Origin of the sequence: Halomonas urmiana, assembly GCF_005780185.1 — a bacterium.
Taxonomy (GTDB): domain Bacteria; phylum Pseudomonadota; class Gammaproteobacteria; order Pseudomonadales; family Halomonadaceae; genus Halomonas; species Halomonas urmiana.
On sequence record NZ_VBUI01000002.1, the window covers coordinates 1 to 19516 of the forward strand.

General features: G+C 63.0%; 16 protein-coding genes and 1 tRNA gene. 8 read left to right on the forward strand and 9 right to left on the reverse strand.

Features of this window, described 5'->3' with window-relative positions; translation table 11 throughout:
• From FEI13_RS01305 to FEI13_RS01340, 8 genes are all read right to left on the reverse strand, one after another.
• Positions 1–1293, reverse strand: a 1293-nt coding sequence (locus tag FEI13_RS01305; RefSeq protein ID WP_476729734.1) for a DNA-directed RNA polymerase subunit beta', incomplete at its 3' end; no start/stop codon positions are given.
• Positions 1290–1652 (reverse strand): DUF2628 domain-containing protein, encoded by a 363-nt coding sequence (locus tag FEI13_RS01310; protein ID WP_138178870.1) that lies wholly within the window; start codon positions 1650–1652, stop codon positions 1290–1292. The genes FEI13_RS01305 and FEI13_RS01310, both read right to left, overlap by 4 nt.
• 60 nt (positions 1653–1712) lie before the next feature.
• Entirely contained in the window at positions 1713–2201 is a 489-nt protein-coding gene (locus tag FEI13_RS01315; protein ID WP_138178871.1) for a hypothetical protein, read from the reverse strand.
• Between the two features lie 20 nt (positions 2202–2221).
• The gene (locus tag FEI13_RS01320) at positions 2222–2833 is read right to left on the reverse strand and encodes a hypothetical protein (RefSeq protein WP_138178872.1); all 612 of its coding nucleotides are present in this window, start codon (positions 2831–2833) and stop codon (positions 2222–2224) included.
• A complete protein-coding gene (locus tag FEI13_RS01325) occupies positions 2830–7791 on the reverse strand; it encodes a DNA methyltransferase family protein (protein WP_138178873.1) in 4962 nt (1653 codons plus the stop codon). The genes FEI13_RS01320 and FEI13_RS01325 overlap by 4 nt, the downstream gene beginning before the upstream one ends.
• A gap of 13 nt (positions 7792–7804) precedes the next feature.
• The gene (locus FEI13_RS01330) at positions 7805–8830 is read right to left on the reverse strand and encodes an Abi family protein (RefSeq protein WP_138178874.1); all 1026 of its coding nucleotides are present in this window, start codon (positions 8828–8830) and stop codon (positions 7805–7807) included.
• A 205-nt stretch (positions 8831–9035) separates the two neighbouring features.
• Positions 9036–11963 (reverse strand): DEAD/DEAH box helicase, encoded by a 2928-nt coding sequence (locus tag FEI13_RS01335; RefSeq protein WP_204758329.1) that lies wholly within the window; start codon positions 11961–11963, stop codon positions 9036–9038.
• 309 nt (positions 11964–12272) lie between these two features.
• Positions 12273–12349: transfer RNA gene (locus tag FEI13_RS01340), tRNA-Pro, on the reverse strand.
• 208 nt (positions 12350–12557) lie between these two features.
• Between FEI13_RS01340 and FEI13_RS01345 the strand changes: the two genes are divergently transcribed.
• The 3 genes from FEI13_RS01345 (at position 12558) to FEI13_RS01355 (ending at position 14223) form a co-directional block, all read left to right on the forward strand.
• Positions 12558–12935: a CidA/LrgA family protein gene (locus tag FEI13_RS01345; protein WP_138178875.1), complete on the forward strand. Its 378-nt coding sequence runs from the start codon at positions 12558–12560 to the stop codon at positions 12933–12935.
• Positions 12932–13663 (forward strand): LrgB family protein, encoded by a 732-nt coding sequence (locus FEI13_RS01350; protein WP_138178876.1) that lies wholly within the window; start codon positions 12932–12934, stop codon positions 13661–13663. The genes FEI13_RS01345 and FEI13_RS01350 overlap by 4 nt, the downstream gene beginning before the upstream one ends.
• A gap of 131 nt (positions 13664–13794) precedes the next feature.
• On the forward strand, positions 13795–14223 hold the full coding sequence (locus tag FEI13_RS01355; RefSeq protein WP_138178877.1) for a hypothetical protein: 429 nt from the start codon (positions 13795–13797) through the stop codon (positions 14221–14223).
• Positions 14224–14342: 119 nt separating this feature from the next.
• Here FEI13_RS01355 and FEI13_RS01360 read toward each other — a convergent pair whose 3' ends face one another.
• Entirely contained in the window at positions 14343–14699 is a 357-nt protein-coding gene (locus tag FEI13_RS01360) for a hypothetical protein (RefSeq protein ID WP_138178878.1), read from the reverse strand.
• Positions 14700–14906: 207 nt separating this feature from the next.
• On the opposite strand from FEI13_RS01360, the gene FEI13_RS01365 reads away from it, so the two are divergent.
• The 5 genes from FEI13_RS01365 (at position 14907) to FEI13_RS01385 (ending at position 19489) form a co-directional block, all read left to right on the forward strand.
• Positions 14907–15080 (forward strand): DUF2970 domain-containing protein, encoded by a 174-nt coding sequence (locus FEI13_RS01365; protein ID WP_138178879.1) that lies wholly within the window; start codon positions 14907–14909, stop codon positions 15078–15080.
• 116 nt (positions 15081–15196) lie between these two features.
• Positions 15197–16324 (forward strand): cytochrome c oxidase subunit II, encoded by a 1128-nt coding sequence (gene coxB, locus FEI13_RS01370; protein ID WP_138178880.1) that lies wholly within the window; start codon positions 15197–15199, stop codon positions 16322–16324.
• Between the two features lie 47 nt (positions 16325–16371).
• Positions 16372–18003, forward strand: coding sequence for a cytochrome c oxidase subunit I (ctaD, locus tag FEI13_RS01375; RefSeq protein WP_138178881.1), 1632 nt, complete (start codon positions 16372–16374; stop codon positions 18001–18003).
• A gap of 29 nt (positions 18004–18032) precedes the next feature.
• Positions 18033–18629, forward strand: a complete 597-nt coding sequence (locus FEI13_RS01380) for a cytochrome c oxidase assembly protein (RefSeq protein ID WP_138178882.1) — start codon at positions 18033–18035, stop codon at positions 18627–18629.
• On the forward strand, positions 18626–19489 hold the full coding sequence (locus FEI13_RS01385; RefSeq protein ID WP_138178883.1) for a cytochrome c oxidase subunit 3: 864 nt from the start codon (positions 18626–18628) through the stop codon (positions 19487–19489). Before FEI13_RS01380 ends, FEI13_RS01385 begins: the two co-directional genes overlap by 4 nt.
• The last annotated feature ends 27 nt before the right edge of the window (positions 19490–19516 follow it).

Sequence of the window (19516 nt, forward strand, 5' to 3'; positions counted from 1 at the left end):
GCGGTGCAGGGTCGGGGCGCGGTTGAGCAGCACGGGGTGCTCGCGGATGACGTCGGCGAGGATGTCCCACACCTCCGCCGTCTCGCGCTCGACCATCTTCTTGGCGGCCTTGATGGTGGAGGCGTGGCCCAGCGACTGCAGCTTGGAGTAGATGAACGGCTTGAACAGCTCCAGCGCCATCTTCTTGGGCAGGCCGCACTGGTGCAGGCGCAGGGTCGGGCCCACGGTAATCACCGAGCGGCCGGAGTAGTCGACGCGCTTGCCCAGCAGGTTCTGGCGGAAGCGCCCCTGCTTGCCCTTGATCATGTCGGCGAGCGACTTCAGCGGGCGCTTGTTGGAACCGGTGATGGCCCGACCGCGACGTCCATTGTCGAGCAGCGCGTCCACCGACTCCTGCAGCATGCGCTTCTCGTTGCGCACGATGATGTCGGGCGCATTGAGGTCGAGCAGCCGCTTGAGGCGGTTGTTGCGGTTGATCACGCGACGGTACAGATCGTTGAGGTCGGAGGTCGCGAAGCGGCCACCGTCCAGCGGCACCAGCGGGCGCAGGTCCGGCGGCAGTACCGGCAGCACCTCCATCACCATCCACGCCGGATCGTTGCCGGAGCCCTGGAAGGCCTCCAGCAGCTTGAGGCGCTTGGAGAGTTTCTTGATCTTGGTCTCGGAGTTGGTCTGCGGGATCTCCTCGCGCAGGCGACCGATCTCCTCGTCGAGGTCGATATCCTTGAGCAGCGCCTGGACGGCCTCGGCACCCATGCGGGCGTCGAAGTCGTCACCGAACTCCTCGAGGGCCTCGAAGTACTGCTCGTCGTTGAGCAGCTGGCCGCGCTCGAGGGTGGTCATGCCCGGATCGATGACCATGAAGCTCTCGAAGTAGAGCACGCGCTCGATGTCGCGCAGGGTCATGTCGAGGAACATGCCGATGCGCGACGGCAGCGACTTGAGGAACCAGATGTGCGCGACCGGGCTTGCCAGCTCGATGTGGCCCATGCGCTCACGGCGCACCGCCGCCTTGGTGACCTCGACGCCACACTTCTCGCAGATGATGCCACGGTGCTTCATGCGCTGGTATTTACCACACAGGCATGAGTAATCCCTCAAAGGGCCGAAAATCTTGGCGCAGAAGACACCATCACGTACCGGTTTAAATGTGCGATGATCGAACGTTTCGGGTTTCTTGACCTCGCCGAAGGACCAAGAGCGAATCATGTCCGTCGACGCCAGCGTGATCTTGATCGTGTCGAACTCGTCGGACTGCGACTGTGATTTGAGGATTTTCACTAAATCTTTCATTCGGCGGGGTTTCTGAACTTTTTAATATATTCTGCTATCGCCCCATCAGGGTTTGCGGCCGACACCGTATCGAGATGATCATAGCCCCTCGACCTAAGGTTTTTTTCGCGCCAGCTGTTGCCATTGATTCCACAAACGATGTAGATCACCAGCATGATGAGGGTGGTCAAAATACCCAGCTCTGTCTCCACGGGAACGGCGCTAAGCAAGAGGACGATCACAAGCAGAACAGCACCCAACCCCCACAGTTTCTTGACCAGTGCCCAGATGGGACCGAAGAAGAACCCTGGCCATGACCAGCCTTGCTTTACTTCTTCTTGTTTTCCAGCTGGGTGCTGAAATATTTTGAATTCCTTCATTGATTTTCTCTATGTTTTTTGTAAATGGCGAAGATATATCTCCGCCACATCTACAGTGTCTTAGTTTGAGAGAATGAAGTTTTCATAGCTATTTTCAAGCTTTCCTGTGGAAACGCACCTAACTTCGTTGCTGCTCACGATGTTTCCATACCCGTTTCGAACCACGATGCCGGCATTCCCGAAAATGTTGACTGTTGCTCTCGTTTGCTCAGGGCCTATTTCACGAACCAAAACATTGATATTGCTATCAGCTGATTCGAAACGAGCTTGATAGAGGCCAACATTGCCAGTGGGTTCGCCGCAGTTAATGACGCTACTGCCAGGCGAGAGTCCATGGTTGGACGATATGAGTCCGGAGTCCTTCTCCATGCTGTTAATTGGGATGTTGTTCATGGCAAACCATTCAACAGTGCTTCCCCATACTTCGTCGTAACTTTGGGTGAAGACAAAGTTCTTGTCGAAATCTTCCTGTGGGATATTCTTGACGCCCGCAGGTGTGCAGCCGGCAAGTAATCCAGTGACAATTAGGCTGGTTAGCGTTTTTTTCATGTAGGTTACTCCACTGTTGATTAAAAAAAGTCCTGCGCCGATCCTTTGGGTTCGCTGTTGTCCCTGAAAAAGTCTTCAGGCGATTCTGCTATTTCATGGCACATGGAGGCTGCACGATTAATGGCTGACATGGACCCCCGTAGGCCAAACTCAAGATACAAGGTGTCGATGTCTTCTCCAGATATTCGAAAGCGTACCATAGTGCCGTTACGCGTATCCCTAAGGAGTTGTGTGATATCGGGTACCAGATAGTGAAGATAAAGGCCAGAATCGCCTCGTTCCAGCACCGCTTCTACCAATCCGTTCTGAATATCTCGGCGGTCAACCCTGATGTCAGATTGATAGTACATTTCAGACTGAGACTGGGCTTGGATCTCATCGGTTTCGATCCGAGTGCTGACTACTGGCTCACGGCAATTAGTAGGATAAAAGTCTACGGCCAGATAGCCATCGCTGTAAGCGACAGGGTTTATAGCGCGAAAGAATCCCTCTTGCCCGAGGTGTAACTCCATTGAGGCCCATTCACCGTGTGATCTCTGATTGCGCATGTTATAGGTAGCGGCCATTGCTTGCTGGGCGATGAGTACTCCAGTCAGGCACAGTGCGGCAATCATAAACACGGTCTTTTTCATGACTGTTCCTCCTCAAAAAACACCCACGCTTCCTCGTAGTCTTTCTCCCGATCCGGGCGGGTGAAGGGGGCGTGGTATTCCACGGTTTTCTCCCAGGGGCCGTCGGGTAGGGTGTCGTCGAGGTAGGTCTTGCGGACGACGCCTTCCGTCATGTCTTTTACGTCTTCCCAGCCGAGGGCTAATCCGTACTCGGTCCGCTCCGGCGATTCGATGGAGTAGTGGATATCGTTGTCCAGGTCCTTCCTGTTGGCCTTGCGTGGCAGGCCGACGCCGACGAGGCCCTTGCTGGGGGTGAATACGATGCGGCCACTGGCGTCGTACCAGGTGTCGGCCTCGTACTGGCGCATCACCGAGAACTGCACGCGGTAGATGGTCTTGAGTTCTTCCAGGGTCATGCCCAGCGCCTGGGCGACCAGCACATCGATCTCGACCAAGGCCTGGCGGCGGGCGTAGTCGTTGCGCAAGGCGGAGTGGTGTTGCCATTCCGGTGTCAGCTTGGCGAAGAAGTCGTGATCAAGCAGTGGGCTATCGCTGGCCCAGCGGGCCTGCTTGAAATTATCCTTCCAGCAGGAGTGCCAGAGATCGGCGTAGTGGGTGGTCAGGCAGTTAAGCGCCAAAGCTCGCAAGCTGACTGCTGGGGCACTTATAAGCGGGAACGTTTCCAAATGTGAGCCGTAAAGATCTGATTTTCCAGTAGATTTCAGGAAAAAATCATACACGATAGAAATTGTCGGCCCGGCAAACTCGATCAGTTGCTGTGTGCTGCGAAATGCTGTTGTCACGGCTGTGTTGATGTTGGCAACCTGTTTTGGAACTACTGCTCCCGTGAATGAGCGCTCGGAAGAAGCACCGAACATGCGACGGTTAACGAATCGATAATACTCTGTCACCTTTCTGGGTTGGTTTTCCCCTTCCTCGGTCCAGCTAACTCGTGGCGTGCGGGCGGCGTAGGTGTCGGCATCGCAAGCTGGCACATAGTTGGTGCGCGGTAGGTAGTCGTCGGGCAGGGCTTCCAGGTCGAGATTGTCATAGTCCTTGTTGCTCTTGCAGCCTGGGCGTGGCGATTTGAAGAGTGGGTTGCCGACGAAGAAGTGAGGGCCGCTGAGGATCCATTCGCCCGCCCTCTGGGGAAAGCGCGTTTCCCTCTGAATGGTGCCTTCCTTCTGGGCATTGGTCTCGTGCCACATTTCCAGCGAGATATAGTCGCCATCCAGGTCGCCAAGGCGGGTTGGCTGAGCGGCAAAGCGTTCCAGTACGCTGAGCAACTGCCGAGCATGCAGGGCGGGTAGGCGTGCCTGCAGCGGTGGCGTACCGGCTTCGTCATAGAGCGAAGCGAAGAGCCCCAGCGTATCCGTATCGACCTGGATCAGGCGATCGCGGTGTCCGGTGAAGTCCCACTTCACCCGAGGGCGACCATCCTCTCCCTCGTACTCCTCCTTGCTACCGGGTACCTCACCCTCGCCGTTATGGGTTAAGCAGGCATCGATGGTATTGGGCACGAAGAGGTTGCCTAGTTGCCAGAAGCGAGGTGACATCTTGGCCGGCCCGTAGATATTGGCGCTATATCGCGTGTGATTATCGACTTCGGCAAACAGCTTGGTCTCGTTGATAAACTGGAAGTGCGCCCTTAGCCGTGGATAGACCGCCTCGCGGAAGGCGCCGCCCTTGGGATCGTCGTAGATCCCCTCCGGATGCAGGTAACCCGCCACGCCCTGTTCGCTGCCCAGCCGCCAGGCAGTTGGCAGGAAGCACTTGTAGAGGTTGGTCTGTACGCCCTTGAGCAGCGGATAATTGCTGGCAGCATTGAGAAATGCCTGGGTGCCTTCGCTCTCCTCGTACTCTTCCCGCCAGGCGCTGAGCAGGGCGGGATGGTCGTGGAAGGCTTGCTCGCGTAGCTCGGCGAGCTTGCTGGCCGAGACCTTGCGCAGAGCGAAGAGCGGCTGGTGATCGCCCATGATGCCGCCTTCCTGCCACTCCACCTTGAGCCAGGGAGGGTTACCCAGTACCAGGTCGAAGCCGCGGCGGCCGCTGACGGCGCCGGCGAAGATATCGGCGAACTCCAGCTCCCAGTGGAAGAAACGGCGCTGCTCGGCTAGCTCATCGGCTAGCTTCAGGCGCGGGCAGGCGCGGAACAGGGTCTCGAGCTTGACCACGCCGAAGCGGTCGACGAAACGCTGGCCTTCCTCCACCCGGTCCGGTTCCAGCTGGAAGAGGTCCGGGGTGTCGTGGCTGGGGCCGGCGCCGATGGTGTCGCCGAGCAGCAGGGTCTCCAGGTCCCAGAGCCACTCCTCGCGGCTGGGCAGCTCCTCGGCCCGGTCGATGGGCCAAAACCACAGCGCGCACCAGTAGTCCATCGCGAGCTTGAGGCGGCGGTAGGCCGGGGCGCTCTGCTGGTAGCGCTCGGTGAGCGAGGCTTCCAGGGCATCCTTGAAGGCCAGGCTGGTGGCCTCGCCGCGGCCCTCATGGCCGTAGATGGGGTAGGGGTCGCTGGTGCGCTCGCGGATGCGCGAGAGCTCCCGGGCGTGCTCGGTCCACAGTGCCTCGACCTGTGCGCTGAGCTTCTGCAGGCGCTTGACCTCGGTTGCGTCGAAGGGCTTGGTGAAGGGCTTCTTCCAGGCCTTGATGGCGGCCAGCTCGTCCTTGAAGAGCTGCTTGGCGACCTTGTCGGAATAGTCCGCCATTCCTGGGTAGGGCAAGAGGAAGTGCCAGATTCGCTCGCCCAGCAGTGTGTCTTCGTTCTCGTCGTCGGTGGCAAGGGGCACCGCATCACCGGCGCGGTTGAGCCAGGCCGCCGGGTCCTTGGGCTTGAGCGTCAAGGTGCTTGCCGGGTAGGCCTCATGGCGGGCGCCGATCAGCGAGTTGCCGGTGCGCAGCTGGAAGCCGAACCAGGGCACGAAGCGGTCGGCGGAGAGCGCGCCGAGCCACAGCGAGACCTCGGCCAGCTCCACCGCCACGGGATTCAAGTCGACGCCGAAGACGTTGTGGTCGGCCAGGTACATCTTCACCCGCTGCTTCTCGGCGGCGTAGTCGGCCTGGGGGATGCGCTCGGCGGCGGGGTTCTCGGCCTGGCGCGCGCTCTGGGCCAGGGCCAGGTACTTGTCGGCGAGCTGGTCGATGGCCTCGTTCAAGAAGGCGGCGCTGCCCATGGCCGGCTCGCAGATCGTCAAACTGAGCAGGCGCTCGGCGCGGGCGGCGTCGTCGGTTAGTGGGTCGAGCTGCTCTGCGTAGAGCTCCTTCAGGGCGTACTTGACGAGCGACTTGGTGAGCACCTCCGGGGTGTAGTAGGAGGCGCTCTTTTCGCGATCTCGCCCGGCCAGGCGGTAGAGGAAACTGCCGCGGGGGTGGCGGCGCAGCACCCGGTGGCCGGCCTCGTTGCGGTCGAAGACCTTCTCGTCTTCACGGAAGTGTTCCAGCTGCTCGGCGGTGACGAAGTAGCCGGTATCGAGCGGGTCGGGGTTGGCCTCGCCGGCCTTCTTGACCTCGAAGAGCTCCTGCTCGGCGAAGAAGCCGCGGTAGCTGAGCAGCGCCTCGTAGACGGCGCCGAGCTGGTTAATGCCCAGGCGCGCATAGCTGATACGCCCGCGGCGGCGGTTGCCCCGGCCTCCATTGGGCCGCGACAGCGACATCTTGTGAATCACCTGCTGCCAGACGGCGTTGGGGAAGACCACGTCGTTGAGCAGGCGGGTGCGCTCGGGATCGAAGAGATGGCTCTTGAGCGCCGGTAGGGTGAAGGCGCTGCGTCCGGCCTGGCGAGCGGCGGCTCCCTCGGCGTTCAGGCCGTCGAAATCGAGGCTGTCGGTGTGTGGCGCCTCCACGCCCTCGTGCACCAGGCGGAACAGCCGGGTGATGGAGTGGTGGAGGAAGCTGCCCTGGCGCTCGCGTTCACTGGTCAGGGGCGTCATCTCCAGCTGGCGCAGGCCCTCCAGAGAGTAGCCGCTGAGGTAGACGGGGCTGTCCACCGGGGCGTAGCCGAGCTCCGGGCGGGCCTCGATGTAGAACAGGAACAGCAGCCGGTACATGGTGCGCAGGCATTCCCGGGAGAGGCGGTCCGGGTCGAGCTGGCCGGAGTAGATGCCCTCCTTGCGGGCGCGGGCGCGCTCGATCAGCTGGCGGGCGGCCTCGTTGCCGAGCAGCTCGATGCATTCGCGCAGGGCGTACTTGAGATCCTCGCTGACCGCGTAGGCGTGCTTGTGGGCGTTCTCGTCGAGGCTGTCGAGCAGGCTCTGGCCGTTGGCCTCGAGCAGCGACTCGCGCGCCAGCAAGACGCTTGCCGCCTTCAGCGCCTCCGTCTCTCGGCGGGCGAGCAGCTCCATCCAGTCGAAGCGCAATAGCTGGCCGCGGGCGAAGCGGGTGCGGTCGACCAGCACCCATTGGTGCGGCGCCACCAGCAGCACCCAGCGCGGCGGGCGCTCGCGGGCGAAGACCTCGCGGGAGAGCAGGCTCTGCCAGCTGGGCGGATTGTTTGAGGCGAGTTCACGCTGGAGGGCGTTGGGCAGCGGGGTCTCATCGAGCGACAGGTACTGTTCCTTCAGCGGGCTGGCGGCCAGCGGGTCGCCCTCGGGTTCCTCGAGGGGCAACGCCTCGATCACCCATAGCAGGGGCGCGCCATCCTGGCCGGAAAGCTCCGCCATCAGCGGTATCTCGCAGTCGTCGCTGAGCAGGCGACGCTCGGGCCTGGCGGTATACCCCAATGCCTCGAGCAGCGGGCGGGCCAGGGCGCGGGCACCGGCCACCGCTTCGTGTGCATGGCCACGTCGGCACAAGGTCTGTACGGCCTCGATCTCGCGCAACCGTTCGAAGGCGCCGCGGCGCAGCAGGGTCCAGGGCGTCTCCTCGCCATGCTCGGTGGCGCGTTGCTGCCAGGCCTCGAGCACGCCGCGGATATCGCCCTCGAAGATATCGGCGAGGTAGTGCTCGCTGTAGAACTCGTTGTCGTTGACGATGCCTGCGTATGCCATAGCTTGCCTTGCCTTAATGCGTCTGCGCGCCGCCGGCCGGGGCCGACGATTGCGGGTGTAGCGATGCGAGTCGTTGCGGCCAGTCGTCCGGGAAGCCCATGGGCTGGCGCGGGATATCGGGATATTCCTCGAGCAGGGCCTGGAGGCGACCTGGCCAGCGGGTGTCCGGGCTTATCTGGGTGGTGAGATAGGTCAACATGGCCAGAACGGTGAAGAGGCGGCGAGGCGCATCCCGGCTTGTTTCACCATCAGGTAATGGCAGCTTCTCCGGCCACTGGGGAGGAATGCCGAGCTCTCTATTCCATAGCCTGGCGTGGTGGGCGCAGATGTTGCGTACGAAGGTTAGGGTATGAAGCCAGCTGCGGAGCACCTTCTGCGGTAGGCCGAAGCGTATCGCGATCGCTTTCCTGTCCCGGTCCTTTGCCAGTCCCTGATAGAGGTGTGAAATGGCTCCAAGGCTCATCTCTTCGAGGGCGGCCCAGGAAGGGGGTAAGCAAGGGTCGGAGTAGGTTTCGGCGTAGAAGCGGGGGTAATTGTCTCTCTTGCGGCTCTCGATGCGCTGAGCCTTCACGTCGTCGGGAACGTGACTCTTGAGGATCTGTCGCTGCTCGCGTTGGAACTTCGTGCGCTCCGAGGACAGGGTGTTCTCGAGATCGCCGATCATGCGGCCGAAGCGGTAGCGATAGCCGAACCGGTCGCGGTCCAGGTACCAGTGTGGTCCGTAGGTTGGCGCCATATGGTTGCTGATACAGGCGCGAATGGCGACCTCGACTCGCTCGAGTGCCGTCATCATCAATTGCCTCAAGTCGCTGTCGAAGCGATAAACCTGCACGATATCGGCGAGCTGACTGCCTGGCCTGAACGTGTGGTCACTGTCATCTGGATGTTGGAAGGGCCGCATGTAGGGGCTGAGCCTGAACAGCGTGGTGACCTCGAGCAGGCGGAGGGCTCGTTCGGTGTCCCGAACCTGCAGACCCCGTGCGACCAGCAGATCGAGCTGTTCGCGAGCCGTGAGGGCGGGCTTGTTGAAGCGGGTCATATGGCCACCTTCGGAACGAGGTGGCGCAGGCCTGGCGTAGGGGCGATAAAAAACCCGCTCGATTTGAGCGTAACTGCCGGAGCAGTCATAGGCTTGGCGGGTGTGTTGCCACGGATTATAGGCACGCCGATATCGGGATGCAAGGCATCTGCCACTGCCATTGAGCCGCGGCTTACCGGTGGGCTTTGAAAGGCCCTGGTGCCCATCATGCCTGCCTCTCCTTGGTCGTGGCCGGGTCGCCGGTGAAGACGGCGGCGACCTGGAGCCAGGGCTGGCGTTCGATCTGCTGGGTGGCTTCCAGCCAGTCCAGGTAGTCGTCGAAGACGCGTTGGAGCTGGGCGGTGCGTTCTTCGCGGCGGCGCTGCTTGCGGGCTTCCTGCTCGCGACTGCTGGCAAGGTCGAGTTCGATTTGTTGCCGGTGGCGGGCCTTGAGGGCATCCATGGCCTGCATCTGGGCGTTGAGGCGTTCGTTAAGCTCGGCTTCGCGAACCTGGCGGGTGGCCTCGAGGTAGCGCTCGGCGGCGGACACGGCGCCGGGCAGGGCGGCCTGCAGAGTGCTGGTGTCGCCAGGGATGCCAGGGTTGGGCAGCGCCATGGGGTCGAGTGCCAGCTCGGCCAGGGCGTCCTCCAGAGCCATGGGCTCTCCCACCTGGCCGTTGTCGGTATTCACCGGCACGGCGCACCAGGCCTGGATCAGCGACTGGCCTCGCCGGTTCGGGTAGCCCCCCTGGAGCAGGAAACGGGCTTGGCCAGCGGGAAGGTGGCCGGGCACGCGGATCACCGGGGCAGTGTGGCGGCCGAAGGCGTTGAGGATGCGGTCGCGCAGCCATTCCAGCACCGGGTGTTGCGGCCAGAGATACTGCACGGTGGGCCAGGGGTCATCCTCCTGGCGAGCCTGGTCGAGGGCCTGCTGCATGCGCTCAACATCTGCCGTCAGGATGAAGCGATCGTGTTCGGGGCGGATCTCGCGCGGTAGGTAGGCGAGCCGCTGGCGCAGGTCCGCTGGGGCAACGATTTCTAGGCGCTGGGCGCTCTCGTCCACACTGGCCTGCAGTTCCTGGCCCTGGTTGCGCATGGCCTGGCGTAGCCAGTCGATGGCGGCGCGGCTCCAGGCCAGGGTGCTGGGGTAGAGTCGCGGTGGCTGGGCGGTCAGCTCGGCCAGGCCCCGGGCCGGTGGCCCCTCGGGGATGAAGGCATCGAGTGGCGACTCACTCTGTTCGAGCTGGTTGTCGAGCAGGCCGGCGAAGATATCGGAGAGGTCGTTAGGGTCGTCGTCGCGCTCGAGCACCTCGGCCACCTGGGCTTCCTGCTCCTCCTGGGTGCGGCCGGCGCTGAACTCGGAGGGGTCGCCGATGTTGCGGCTGGCCTGGTCGTCCTTGTCGATCAGCACCTCGAGTACGCGCTGGTCGCCACGCACCTTGGGATGCTGCGATTCGGTGAGCAGATAGCGGATCTGCGGGGCCCGAGTCTGACCGTAGCGGTCGATGCGGCCGTTGCGCTGCTGGAAGATCATCAGCGACCAGGGAATATCGAAGTGCACCAGGCGGTGGGCGCGGTGGTGCAGGTTGATGCCCTCGGCGGCCACGTCGGAGCAGAGCAGCAGGCGCAGAGGGCTGTCGCCACGGTTGAAGGTCTCCACCGTGGCCATGAGATCCCGGTCGCGGTCGGTACCACGCAGCACCGCCACCTGGTTGGCCTTGAGGCCCGCATCGGCGGGCAGGTGCTCCTCGAGGAAGGCCAGTGTGACCAGGCTCTCGGTAAAGATCACCAGGCGGTCGTCGCTCTCTCGGCTCCAGCCCAGTTCGCCACGGCCGGTCTTGTTGCCCAGAAGTTCGAGCATTGCCTGGTACTTGCCGAAGCGTTCTGGCGTCACCGCCCGGATTGCCAGAGCCAGGCCCTCGAGGCTCGAGATATCGGCGTCGCGTTCGGGGCTCGCTTCCTGTTTCTCGAGGCGCTTAAGACGGTTGTTGATGGTGCTCAAGCAGGCGGCCGGGCTGGAAAAGAGCGTCTTTTCCAGACGGGTGCGGAAAAGGCCACTGCCGGCGGTGCGCTTGCCATCCAGGGTGTGGAACGTGACGTTCATCAGCTCGCCGAAAGCGTGCTCTTCCTCGCGGCTGGCCGGGGCATGGTGGCGGGCGATCTCGCGGTCCGGGAAGTCGCCGAGCTGGTCGCGGACATCCTTCTTGAAGCGCCGGATCACCAGGCCCTTGTCGCGGAAGTCCTCGTGGGCATAGTCACTGGGGTTGGCGATGGCAGTGGGGTCCAGCATGTTCATCAGGCTGGCGAAGCTTTCGGCCTTGCCGTCGTGAGGCGTGGCCGAGAGCATGATCAGGGTATCGGAGCGGGTGGCCAACAGCCTGGCCAGGCGGGCGCGCTGGGAGGTGCCGTGAGCGCCGGCGCGCTCCGCCACGTTGTGGGCCTCATCGATGATGATGATGTCCCAGTGGGCCTGCTCAAGGTAGTGGCGATACTCGATGTCCTGCTTGAGGGTATCGATGGAGATGATCGCCCGGTCAAAGTAATGGAAAGGGTTGTGATTGGCCGGGATGCGGCCACGTACCCTGGCCAGCCCCTGGGAGTCGAGCCGCGTGAGCGGGATGGTGAAGCGGTTCCAGAACTCCTGCTGGAACTGGCCGAGCATGGATTTCACTGCAAGTACCAGAATGCGTTTGCCGCGGCCGCGGTGGATCAGCTCGCTGGTCAGGATCCCGGCTTCCAGGGTCTTGCCCAGGCCGACGGCATCGGCAACGAGGATGCGCGCCCGCGGCTGGCCTAGCGCCTGGCGAGTGGGCTCGAGCTGAAAGGGCAGGGCGTCCATGGCGGCGTGATGGCCGAGATGGATGCGCTCGTCGGTGGGAGCAGTGTCACGCAGCTGGGTCGCCAGGTTGAGCAGCCCGGCGCGATAGCCCTGAGAGAGATCGTCGACCAGCTCAGTTGTGGCCGGGTCGAGAATGCGGATCTCGTCTTCCAGACGGCTGAGGAATTGGGCCTCACGGCCGCGTACCAGTTCGGAAAGGCCGGTACAGCCGAGCAGGTAGCCGCCGTCGCTCGAATGATCCAGACGCGTAAGGCGCCACTCGGCGTCGCGGATTTCCAGGCGCATCCCTGGTGCGAACTGCTGGTGCTGTCCCATTTTTCCCCCGGCTTCCTGCATCGGGGACGCGGTTCCTGGCATCCGTTTGGCGCGCGTCCCTGCGGCTTCTTGGCACTTTCCTACTAAGTGCTCTAATGAACCTTAGCGTAACAAAGTGTGCAGGGGCTGTCTGTTCGCAGTTTGGGTGAGCTGCTGGATGCCGCTTGCATCCGCTGGACCACTTCAGGCTTGTTGCTAACCGGCTATGGATGTTGCCGAGGACTGCTACCAATGTGCTACCAAAAATAGCACCCAACGAAAAACCGCCACCCGGCATGATCCGTAAGTGGCGGTTTCTCTTGATGATTCTGGTCGGAGCGACAGGATTCGAACCTGCGACCTTTGCAACCCCATTGCAACGCGCTACCAAGCTGCGCCACGCTCCGACGGTGTTTTCGGGTCTGTTGGCCGTGCTGTCTGACCCCCGAGAACGAGGCGTATACTAGCGCGGCTCGAAGGAAATGAAAAGTCCTTTTTGCGCTTTCTTTTCAATCGGTTGGCCGGCAGGTGCGTGAGGTCCCCGGATCACGCAGGTTCTGTCACACTATCGGCAACGAAGATGGGCTCCCCGGGAGCCGAAAAAAGGAAGACACGATGCCGTTGATCATGGGGATGAGCATGCTGTTGGCGTGCCAGTTCGCGGGGGAGCTGTTGGCGAAGGGCTTGCTGTTGCCGATACCGGGGCCGGTGATCGGCATGGTGATCCTGCTGGTGGCGCTGCTGGTGCGCGGCAAGGTGCCGTCGTGTCTGCGTCTGGCGGGGGAGGGGCTGCTGCGCTATCTGACGCTACTGTTCGTGCCTGCCGGGGTCGGGCTGATGGTGCACTTCGAGCTGATCGGCGCGGATCTCTGGCCGATCGCGGTGACCCTGCTGGTGTCCACGGCGGTGACGCTCGCCGTGACGGCCTGGGTGCTTGAACGCCTGCAGCGCCGCAACGCCGCGCACGGTGGTCGAGCGGAGGAGGACGCATGAACCTCGCCTCCTTCGATCAGCTGTGGGTCTATCTTTCCGGCAATCCGCTGCTCTCTCTACTGGCGACGCTTATGGTTTTCGCCCTGGCGGTCCGGATCAACCGCGCCGTGGGCGGCACGCCCCTGCTGCATCCGGTCACGCTGGCCATCGCGATACTGATCACGCTGCTGCTGCTGGTGGACATGGACTATGCCACCTACTTCGAGGGGGCTCAGTTCATTCATTTCCTGCTGGGGCCGGCCACGGTGGCCCTGGCCATTCCCCTTTATGACCATCGCCAGCGCGTCTATCGCCTGCTGGGGCCGCTGCTGCTGGCCTGTGGGGCAGGGGTGCTCACGGCGGTATCGACGACTCTCGGGCTCGCCATGCTGCTCGGCGCCGATCCCAAGACGCTGCTGTCGCTGGCCCCCCGCTCGGTAACGTCGCCGATCGCCATGGGCATCGCCGAGCAGATCGGTGGCATCCCCTCGCTGTCGGCCGGCCTGGTCCTGCTGACCGGCTCCATCGGCTGCGCCCTGGGGCCCTCGATCCTGCGGCTGCTGCGCATCACGGACCCGGCCGTTCAGGGCTTCACCATGGGGCTGGCAGCTCACGGTTTCGGTACCGCCCACGCCTTCGCGCGCATGGGCGTCGTCGCCGGCGCCTTCTCGGGCCTGGCCATGGGGCTCTCGGGCCTGCTGACGGCCTTCCTGCTGCCGCTGATCATCCGGCTCTTCGGCTTCGGCTGAACCGATCTCTTGTCAGCTCTTGAGACCATGGCGCTACAGGATAACCACGTAACAAATCGATTGATCCAGCCAGGCGCACAGGCACTACACTTCTTTGGTGCACCACATCCCTTTGCTCGAGGGACCTGAAGATGTCAACTGCTAGCAACGTCGCGATCGAACAAGCCGAGCCCGCCCCGGTTGCACCTGTGACGGTATCCTCCGCCAGCTCCGGCTCGCCGCCAATGTCGGTTGTCGAGGTGTCGATGCCGGTCTATGTTTGGTGGTGTCACCACTGGCTGGATGCAACTCATCCGTCGATCAGGCTGCATCAGGCCTGGTCGGCCTCGCTGATGGAAGCGGCCCAACTGGAGGCGGAGTTTCTGTCCGTCTGTTTCAAGGCGAGTAGCGATGTCGTGAGATGCCTCTCCGATCCCCGCGCGCTCCAGAATCCGGCCGTCCTGGGCCAATATTATCAGGACGCCGCCAAAAAGGTGGCAGACGCCCATGGCGAGCGGTTGGGGAGGGTGTCACAATTGCCCAAGGAGTTCCGACAGCGCCTCTGGGAAGAGATCTGCTGATTCCTCCTTTCAGGCCAAGCGGCTCCGTCGCTATCCTGATCACTGCACGGCAGGTGCGTCCTGCCGTGTTTCTAGCGGCTTGAGCGTTCTGGCGTGTGCTCGTATGCCTTGGTGAAGGCTCAGATTTCTTCCCAGACCCGTCGACGGAACTCGTGTGACAGCTCGGCGGCCTTCTTCATGCGATCCATCTGCGCATCGGTGAGCTCCGAGATCAACGCCTGGTAGCGCTGCTGCATCTCGGCCTGTGTCTGCGGGGTATCGCCGTCGAAGGACTGGGCGATCTTCTGACCGCTGTCGGCGAGCGTCTTGAGAAACTGCGCCTCGAACTCCATGGCCTCGGCCATGCTCTCCATCCAGGCCAGCTGCATGCGCGCCATGGGCGTTACGCCCTGACTCCACTGTTTCTGCCACCACTCCATCATCGGTTCGGCGGCGGCCAGGGCCGGGTTGGTCGCGGTGTCTTCATGCTCGGTCATGGTCGGTCTCCTCAAAGCGGGTGGTTGATAGGTCACTTCGTCTCTGCAGGCACTTCTTAGAGTATAGAAGACAATCCGACGATGGTGCGCTGCAGCGAAGTCCTTCTGCAGCTTTTTTCGCCGCCTGCGTGAAATGCCTTCACGCGATTTCGCCCACACCTGAGCTAGGGTCAGAGGCAGTATTCGACAAGGCAGTGGAGGACGCTGATGTGGCAGGCGATCAAGTCGGTGTTGGCCGCCTTTTTGGGCGTGCAGAAGGACGAGCGCCGCCGTGAAGATTTTCGCTCCGAGCGCCCCGGGACCTTCATCGTCGCAGGGGTGATCGTGGGGCTACTGTTCGTGCTGCTGGTGGCCTTCGTGGCGGTGATGGCCGCTCGCTGAGTGCGAGCGTTGACGTCCGCGTTTATCACGCCGTGACGATATGCGTGAAGAACGGTTGCGCTCTTCTATACTCCTTCAAGCGCTGACTAATACAACAATGATTCGAGGAGGCGCCGATGCGCAGGCTGCTTGTGTGGATGGCAGGAGGGTTGACCTTGGCAGCCCTGAACCCGATGGCGCTCGCCAACGGCTGGAACATGCCGGAAGGCGTCACCGCGTTGAGTCGCGATATCTACTCCCTGCACATGATCATCTTCTGGATCTGCGTGGTCATCGGGGTGATTGTCTTCGGGGCGATGTTCTATTCCCTCTTCCGTTACCGCCACTCGCGCGGCGCCAAGGCCGCTACCTTCCACGAACACACCAGCGTGGAGGTCATCTGGACGGCGATACCGCTGTTGATCCTGGTGGCCATGGCGGTGCCCGCCACCGCAACGCTGAAGACCATGTACGACGCCTCGGAAGCCGACCTCGATGTGATGGTCACCGGGCAGCAGTGGCGTTGGCGCTACGACTACCTGGGCGAGGACGTGGCCTTCACCTCTAACCTGGGCACCCCGCGTGAGCAGATCAGCGGCACCAGCGAGAAGGGCGAGAACTACCTGCTCGAGGTGGACGAGCCCCTGGTGCTGCCGGTGGGCCAGAAGGTACGCCTGCTGCTGACCTCGGACGACGTCATCCACTCCTGGTGGGTGCCAGACCTCGCCGTCAAGCAGGATGCCGTGCCCGGCTTCGTCAACGAGAACTGGGTGCGCATCGACGAGCCCGGCATCTATCGCGGCCAGTGCGCCGAGCTCTGTGGCCGGGATCACGGCTTCATGCCGGTGGTGGTCGAGGCCGTGGAGCCGGAGCGATTCGAAGAGTGGATGGCCCAGCGCAAGGAAGCGGCCCAGCAGGAGGCGATGAGCGCCGACCGCGAGTGGGGCCTGGATGAGCTGATGGCCCGCGGTGAGCAGACCTACGGCGCGGTGTGCGCCGCCTGCCACCAGCCGGATGGCAGCGGCAGTCCGCCGGCCTTCCCGGCGCTGGCGGGCAACCAGGCCCTGCTGGAGGAGCCGGATCGCCACATCAGCACCGTGATCGATGGCGTGGCGGGTTCTGCCATGCCGGCGTTCCGCAACACGCTCAGCCCGGTAGAGATCGCCGCGGTGGTCACCTACGAGCGCAACGCCTGGGGCAATGACGCCGGTGACAGCGTGCAACCGTCGGAGATCGCCGAGCGCCTCGCCGCCCAGGGCGAATGACCGGTCCTTCCGCTCCTCTTTCGTGAATGGCCCACAGGAGATGTCCGATGGCTTCCCAGCTGCCACCCAAGCCGACCCCGCAGCACAGCACGGCCACCGCCGGCGGCATGGCCGAGTCCGGTCACTACCGGCCACGCGGGCTGATGCGCTGGCTCTTGACCACCAATCACAAGGAGATCGGCACGCTCTATCTGCTCTTCTCGCTGACCATGTTCTTCATCGGCGGGATCTTCGCCTTGGTGGTGCGTGCCGAGTTGTTCCAGCCCGGCCTGCAGCTGGTGCAGCCCGAGTTCTTCAACCAGATGACCACCATGCACGGCCTGATCATGGTGTTCGGTGCGATCATGCCGGCCTTCGTCGGCCTGGCCAACTGGATGGTGCCGCTGCAGATCGGCGCCCCCGACATGGCCCTGCCGCGGCTCAACAACTTCAGCTTCTGGCTGCTGCCGGTGGCCTTCCTGCTGCTGCTCTCGACCCTGCTGATGCCGGGGGGCGGGCCCAACTTTGGCTGGACCTTCTACGCGCCGCTCTCGACAACCTATGCGCCACCCTCCACCAGCTTCTTCATCCTGTCGCTGCACCTCGCCGGCATCAGCTCGATCCTGGGCGCCATCAACATCATCGCGACCATCCTCAACCTGCGTGCGCCGGGGATGCGCATGATGGACATGCCGCTGTTCGTCTGGACCTGGCTGATTACCGCCTTCCTGCTGATCGCCGTGATGCCGGTGCTCGCCGGGGTGATCACCATGATGCTGATGGACATCAACTTCGGGACCAGCTTCTTCAATGCCGCCGGCGGCGGTGATCCGGTGCTGTTCCAGCACCTGTTCTGGTTCTTCGGGCACCCCGAGGTCTACATCATGATCCTGCCGGCCTTCGGCATCGTCTCGGCGATCATTCCGACCTTCTCCCGCAAGCGCCTGTTCGGCTATGCCTCCATGGTCTACGCCACGGCGGCCATCGCGATTCTTTCCTTCATGGTCTGGGCGCACCACATGTTCATCGTCGGCCTGCCGCTGGTGGCCGAGCTGTTCTTCATGTACACCACCATGCTGATTGCGGTGCCGACCGGCGTGAAGGTATTCAACTGGGTGGCGACGATGTTTCGCGGCTCGATCAGCTTCGAACCGCCCATGCTGTTCGCTCTGGCCTTCGTGGTGCAGTTCACGGTCGGCGGCTTCTCGGGGCTGATGCTGGCCATCGCGCCCGCCGACTTCCAGTACCATGACACCTACTTCGTGGTGGCGCACTTCCACTATGTGCTGGTGCCCGGGGCGCTCTTCGCGATCCTCGCCGGGGCCTACTACTGGCTGCCCAAGTGGACCGGCCACTATCCACCGCTGCGCCTGTCGCAGTGGCACTTCTGGCTGTCGGTGATCGGCGTGAACCTGACCTTCTTCCCGATGCACTTCTCGGGCCTGGCCGGCATGCCGCGGCGCATTCCCGACTACGCGCTGCAGTTCGCCGACTTCAACCTGGCCTCGAGCCTCGGTGGCTTCCTGTTCGGTGCCTCTCAGCTGCTCTTCGTGCTGGTGATCATCAAGTGCGTGCGCGGCGGTGAGAAGGCGCCGGCCAAGGCCTGGGAGGGGGCCGAGGATCTGGAGTGGAGCGTGCCGAGCCCGGCGCCGCTGCACACCTTCGAGACGCCCCCGACGTTTCACCCCCGCGAGCATTGAGCGAGCCCGTGTGGGCTCAGGAGGCAGGCATGAGCAGCCGTGATGACCAGGCCGCAGGCCGGGAAGGGGTCAGGCGCACCGTGACGCGCACCCTGGTGGTGCTCGCCGGCATGTTCGCCTTCGCCTTCGCCCTGGTGCCGCTCTACGATGTCTTCTGCGATCTGACCGGCCTCAACGGCAAGACCAGCGCGCGAGCCCAGCCGCTGGTGGAGCAGGAGGTCGACGCCTCGCGAACCGTGACGGTGCAGTTCATCACCCGGGGCAGCCAGGGCCTGCCCTGGCATCTCGAGGTGGACACCCGCCAGATTCGCCTGCACCCCGGACAGCGCGAGGAGGTGTTCTTCACCTTCCGCAACAATGGTGACGAGACGACCCGTGCTCGTGCGGTGCCCAGCGTCTCGCCGTCGGCGGCATCGCTGCATCTGCGCAAGCTGAGCTGCTTCTGCTTCCAAGAGCAGCAGCTGACGGCCGGCGAGAGGTTGAAGGCGCCCCTGGTCTTCCAGCTGACCCGCGACCTGCCGCCCGAGATCAAGACGGTGACCCTGGTCTACACCCTCTATCCCGTTACCTCGACGCCAGCCGAGGTCGCGCTCCGTGGGCCGATCACAGAAGGAGACAGCGCATGAGTGGTGGCAGCTACTACGTACCCGAGTCCAGCAAGTGGCCGATCCTGGGATCGCTGTCGCTGGGGGCGATGATGATCGGCACCGGCACCCTGCTGGTGCACGGCCTGGCGGGGATGCCGGTGATGGTGGTCGGCCTGCTCGCCATCCTCGCGGTGATGACGCTGTGGTTTCGCGACGTCATCCGCGAGTCGCGGGGCGGGCTCTATGACGCCCAGATGGATCGCTCCTTCCGCTGGGGCATGGGGTGGTTCATCTTCTCGGAGGTGATGTTCTTCGCGGCCTTCTTCGGCGCGCTCTTCTACGTGCGCACCTTCGCGCTGCCGTGGCTGGGCGGGGAGGGCGCCAAGGGCGTAACGTCCCTGCTGTGGCCCGATTTCACTGCGTCCTGGCCGCTGCTCAATCCGCCGGATGCGAGCATCGAGGGCCCTCGCGAGACCTTCAGTCCCTGGCATCTGCCGCTGGTCAACACCCTGATTCTGGTGACCTCCAGCATCACCCTGACCATCGCCCACGAAGGCCTCAAGGAGGGCTTTCGCGACAGCGTCCGCTTCTGGCTCACCGTCACGGTGCTGCTGGGCCTGACCTTCATCACCGTTCAGGGGATCGAGTACTACGAGGCCTATGCCCATTACGGGATCACCCTGCAGGCCGGGATCTACGGCGCGACCTTCTTCCTGCTCACCGGCTTCCATGGGCTGCACGTGATCATCGGCACCATCATCCTGGCGGTGATGCTGTGGCGCGTGTATCGGGGGCACTTCACCGCCGATGATCACTTCGCCTTCGAGGCGGGGGCCTGGTACTGGCACTTCGTCGACGTGGTGTGGATCGGCCTGTTCACCTTTGTCTATGTCTTCTGATGCCGTGTCTTTTGAGCCGATGCCGGG

Bases quoted from the DNA above. Each gene is read 5' to 3' on its own strand.
- FEI13_RS01335 (WP_204758329.1), bottom strand. From the start codon at position 11,963: ATGGGACAGCACCAGCAGTTCGCACCAGGGATGCGCCTGGAAATCCGC.
- FEI13_RS01360 (WP_138178878.1), bottom strand. From the start codon at position 14,699: ATGACCGAGCATGAAGACACCGCGACCAACCCGGCCCTGGCCGCCGCC.
- FEI13_RS01325 (WP_138178873.1), bottom strand. From the start codon at position 7,791: ATGGCATACGCAGGCATCGTCAACGACAACGAGTTCTACAGCGAGCAC.
- coxB (WP_138178880.1), top strand. From the start codon at position 15,197: ATGCGCAGGCTGCTTGTGTGGATGGCAGGAGGGTTGACCTTGGCAGCC.
- ctaD (WP_138178881.1), top strand. From the start codon at position 16,372: ATGGCTTCCCAGCTGCCACCCAAGCCGACCCCGCAGCACAGCACGGCC.
- FEI13_RS01365 (WP_138178879.1), top strand. From the start codon at position 14,907: ATGTGGCAGGCGATCAAGTCGGTGTTGGCCGCCTTTTTGGGCGTGCAG.
- FEI13_RS01310 (WP_138178870.1), bottom strand. From the start codon at position 1,652: ATGAAGGAATTCAAAATATTTCAGCACCCAGCTGGAAAACAAGAAGAA.
- FEI13_RS01355 (WP_138178877.1), top strand. From the start codon at position 13,795: ATGTCAACTGCTAGCAACGTCGCGATCGAACAAGCCGAGCCCGCCCCG.
- FEI13_RS01330 (WP_138178874.1), bottom strand. From the start codon at position 8,830: ATGACCCGCTTCAACAAGCCCGCCCTCACGGCTCGCGAACAGCTCGAT.
- FEI13_RS01385 (WP_138178883.1), top strand. From the start codon at position 18,626: ATGAGTGGTGGCAGCTACTACGTACCCGAGTCCAGCAAGTGGCCGATC.
- FEI13_RS01345 (WP_138178875.1), top strand. From the start codon at position 12,558: ATGCCGTTGATCATGGGGATGAGCATGCTGTTGGCGTGCCAGTTCGCG.
- FEI13_RS01350 (WP_138178876.1), top strand. From the start codon at position 12,932: ATGAACCTCGCCTCCTTCGATCAGCTGTGGGTCTATCTTTCCGGCAAT.
- FEI13_RS01315 (WP_138178871.1), bottom strand. From the start codon at position 2,201: ATGAAAAAAACGCTAACCAGCCTAATTGTCACTGGATTACTTGCCGGC.
- FEI13_RS01320 (WP_138178872.1), bottom strand. From the start codon at position 2,833: ATGAAAAAGACCGTGTTTATGATTGCCGCACTGTGCCTGACTGGAGTA.
- FEI13_RS01380 (WP_138178882.1), top strand. From the start codon at position 18,033: ATGAGCAGCCGTGATGACCAGGCCGCAGGCCGGGAAGGGGTCAGGCGC.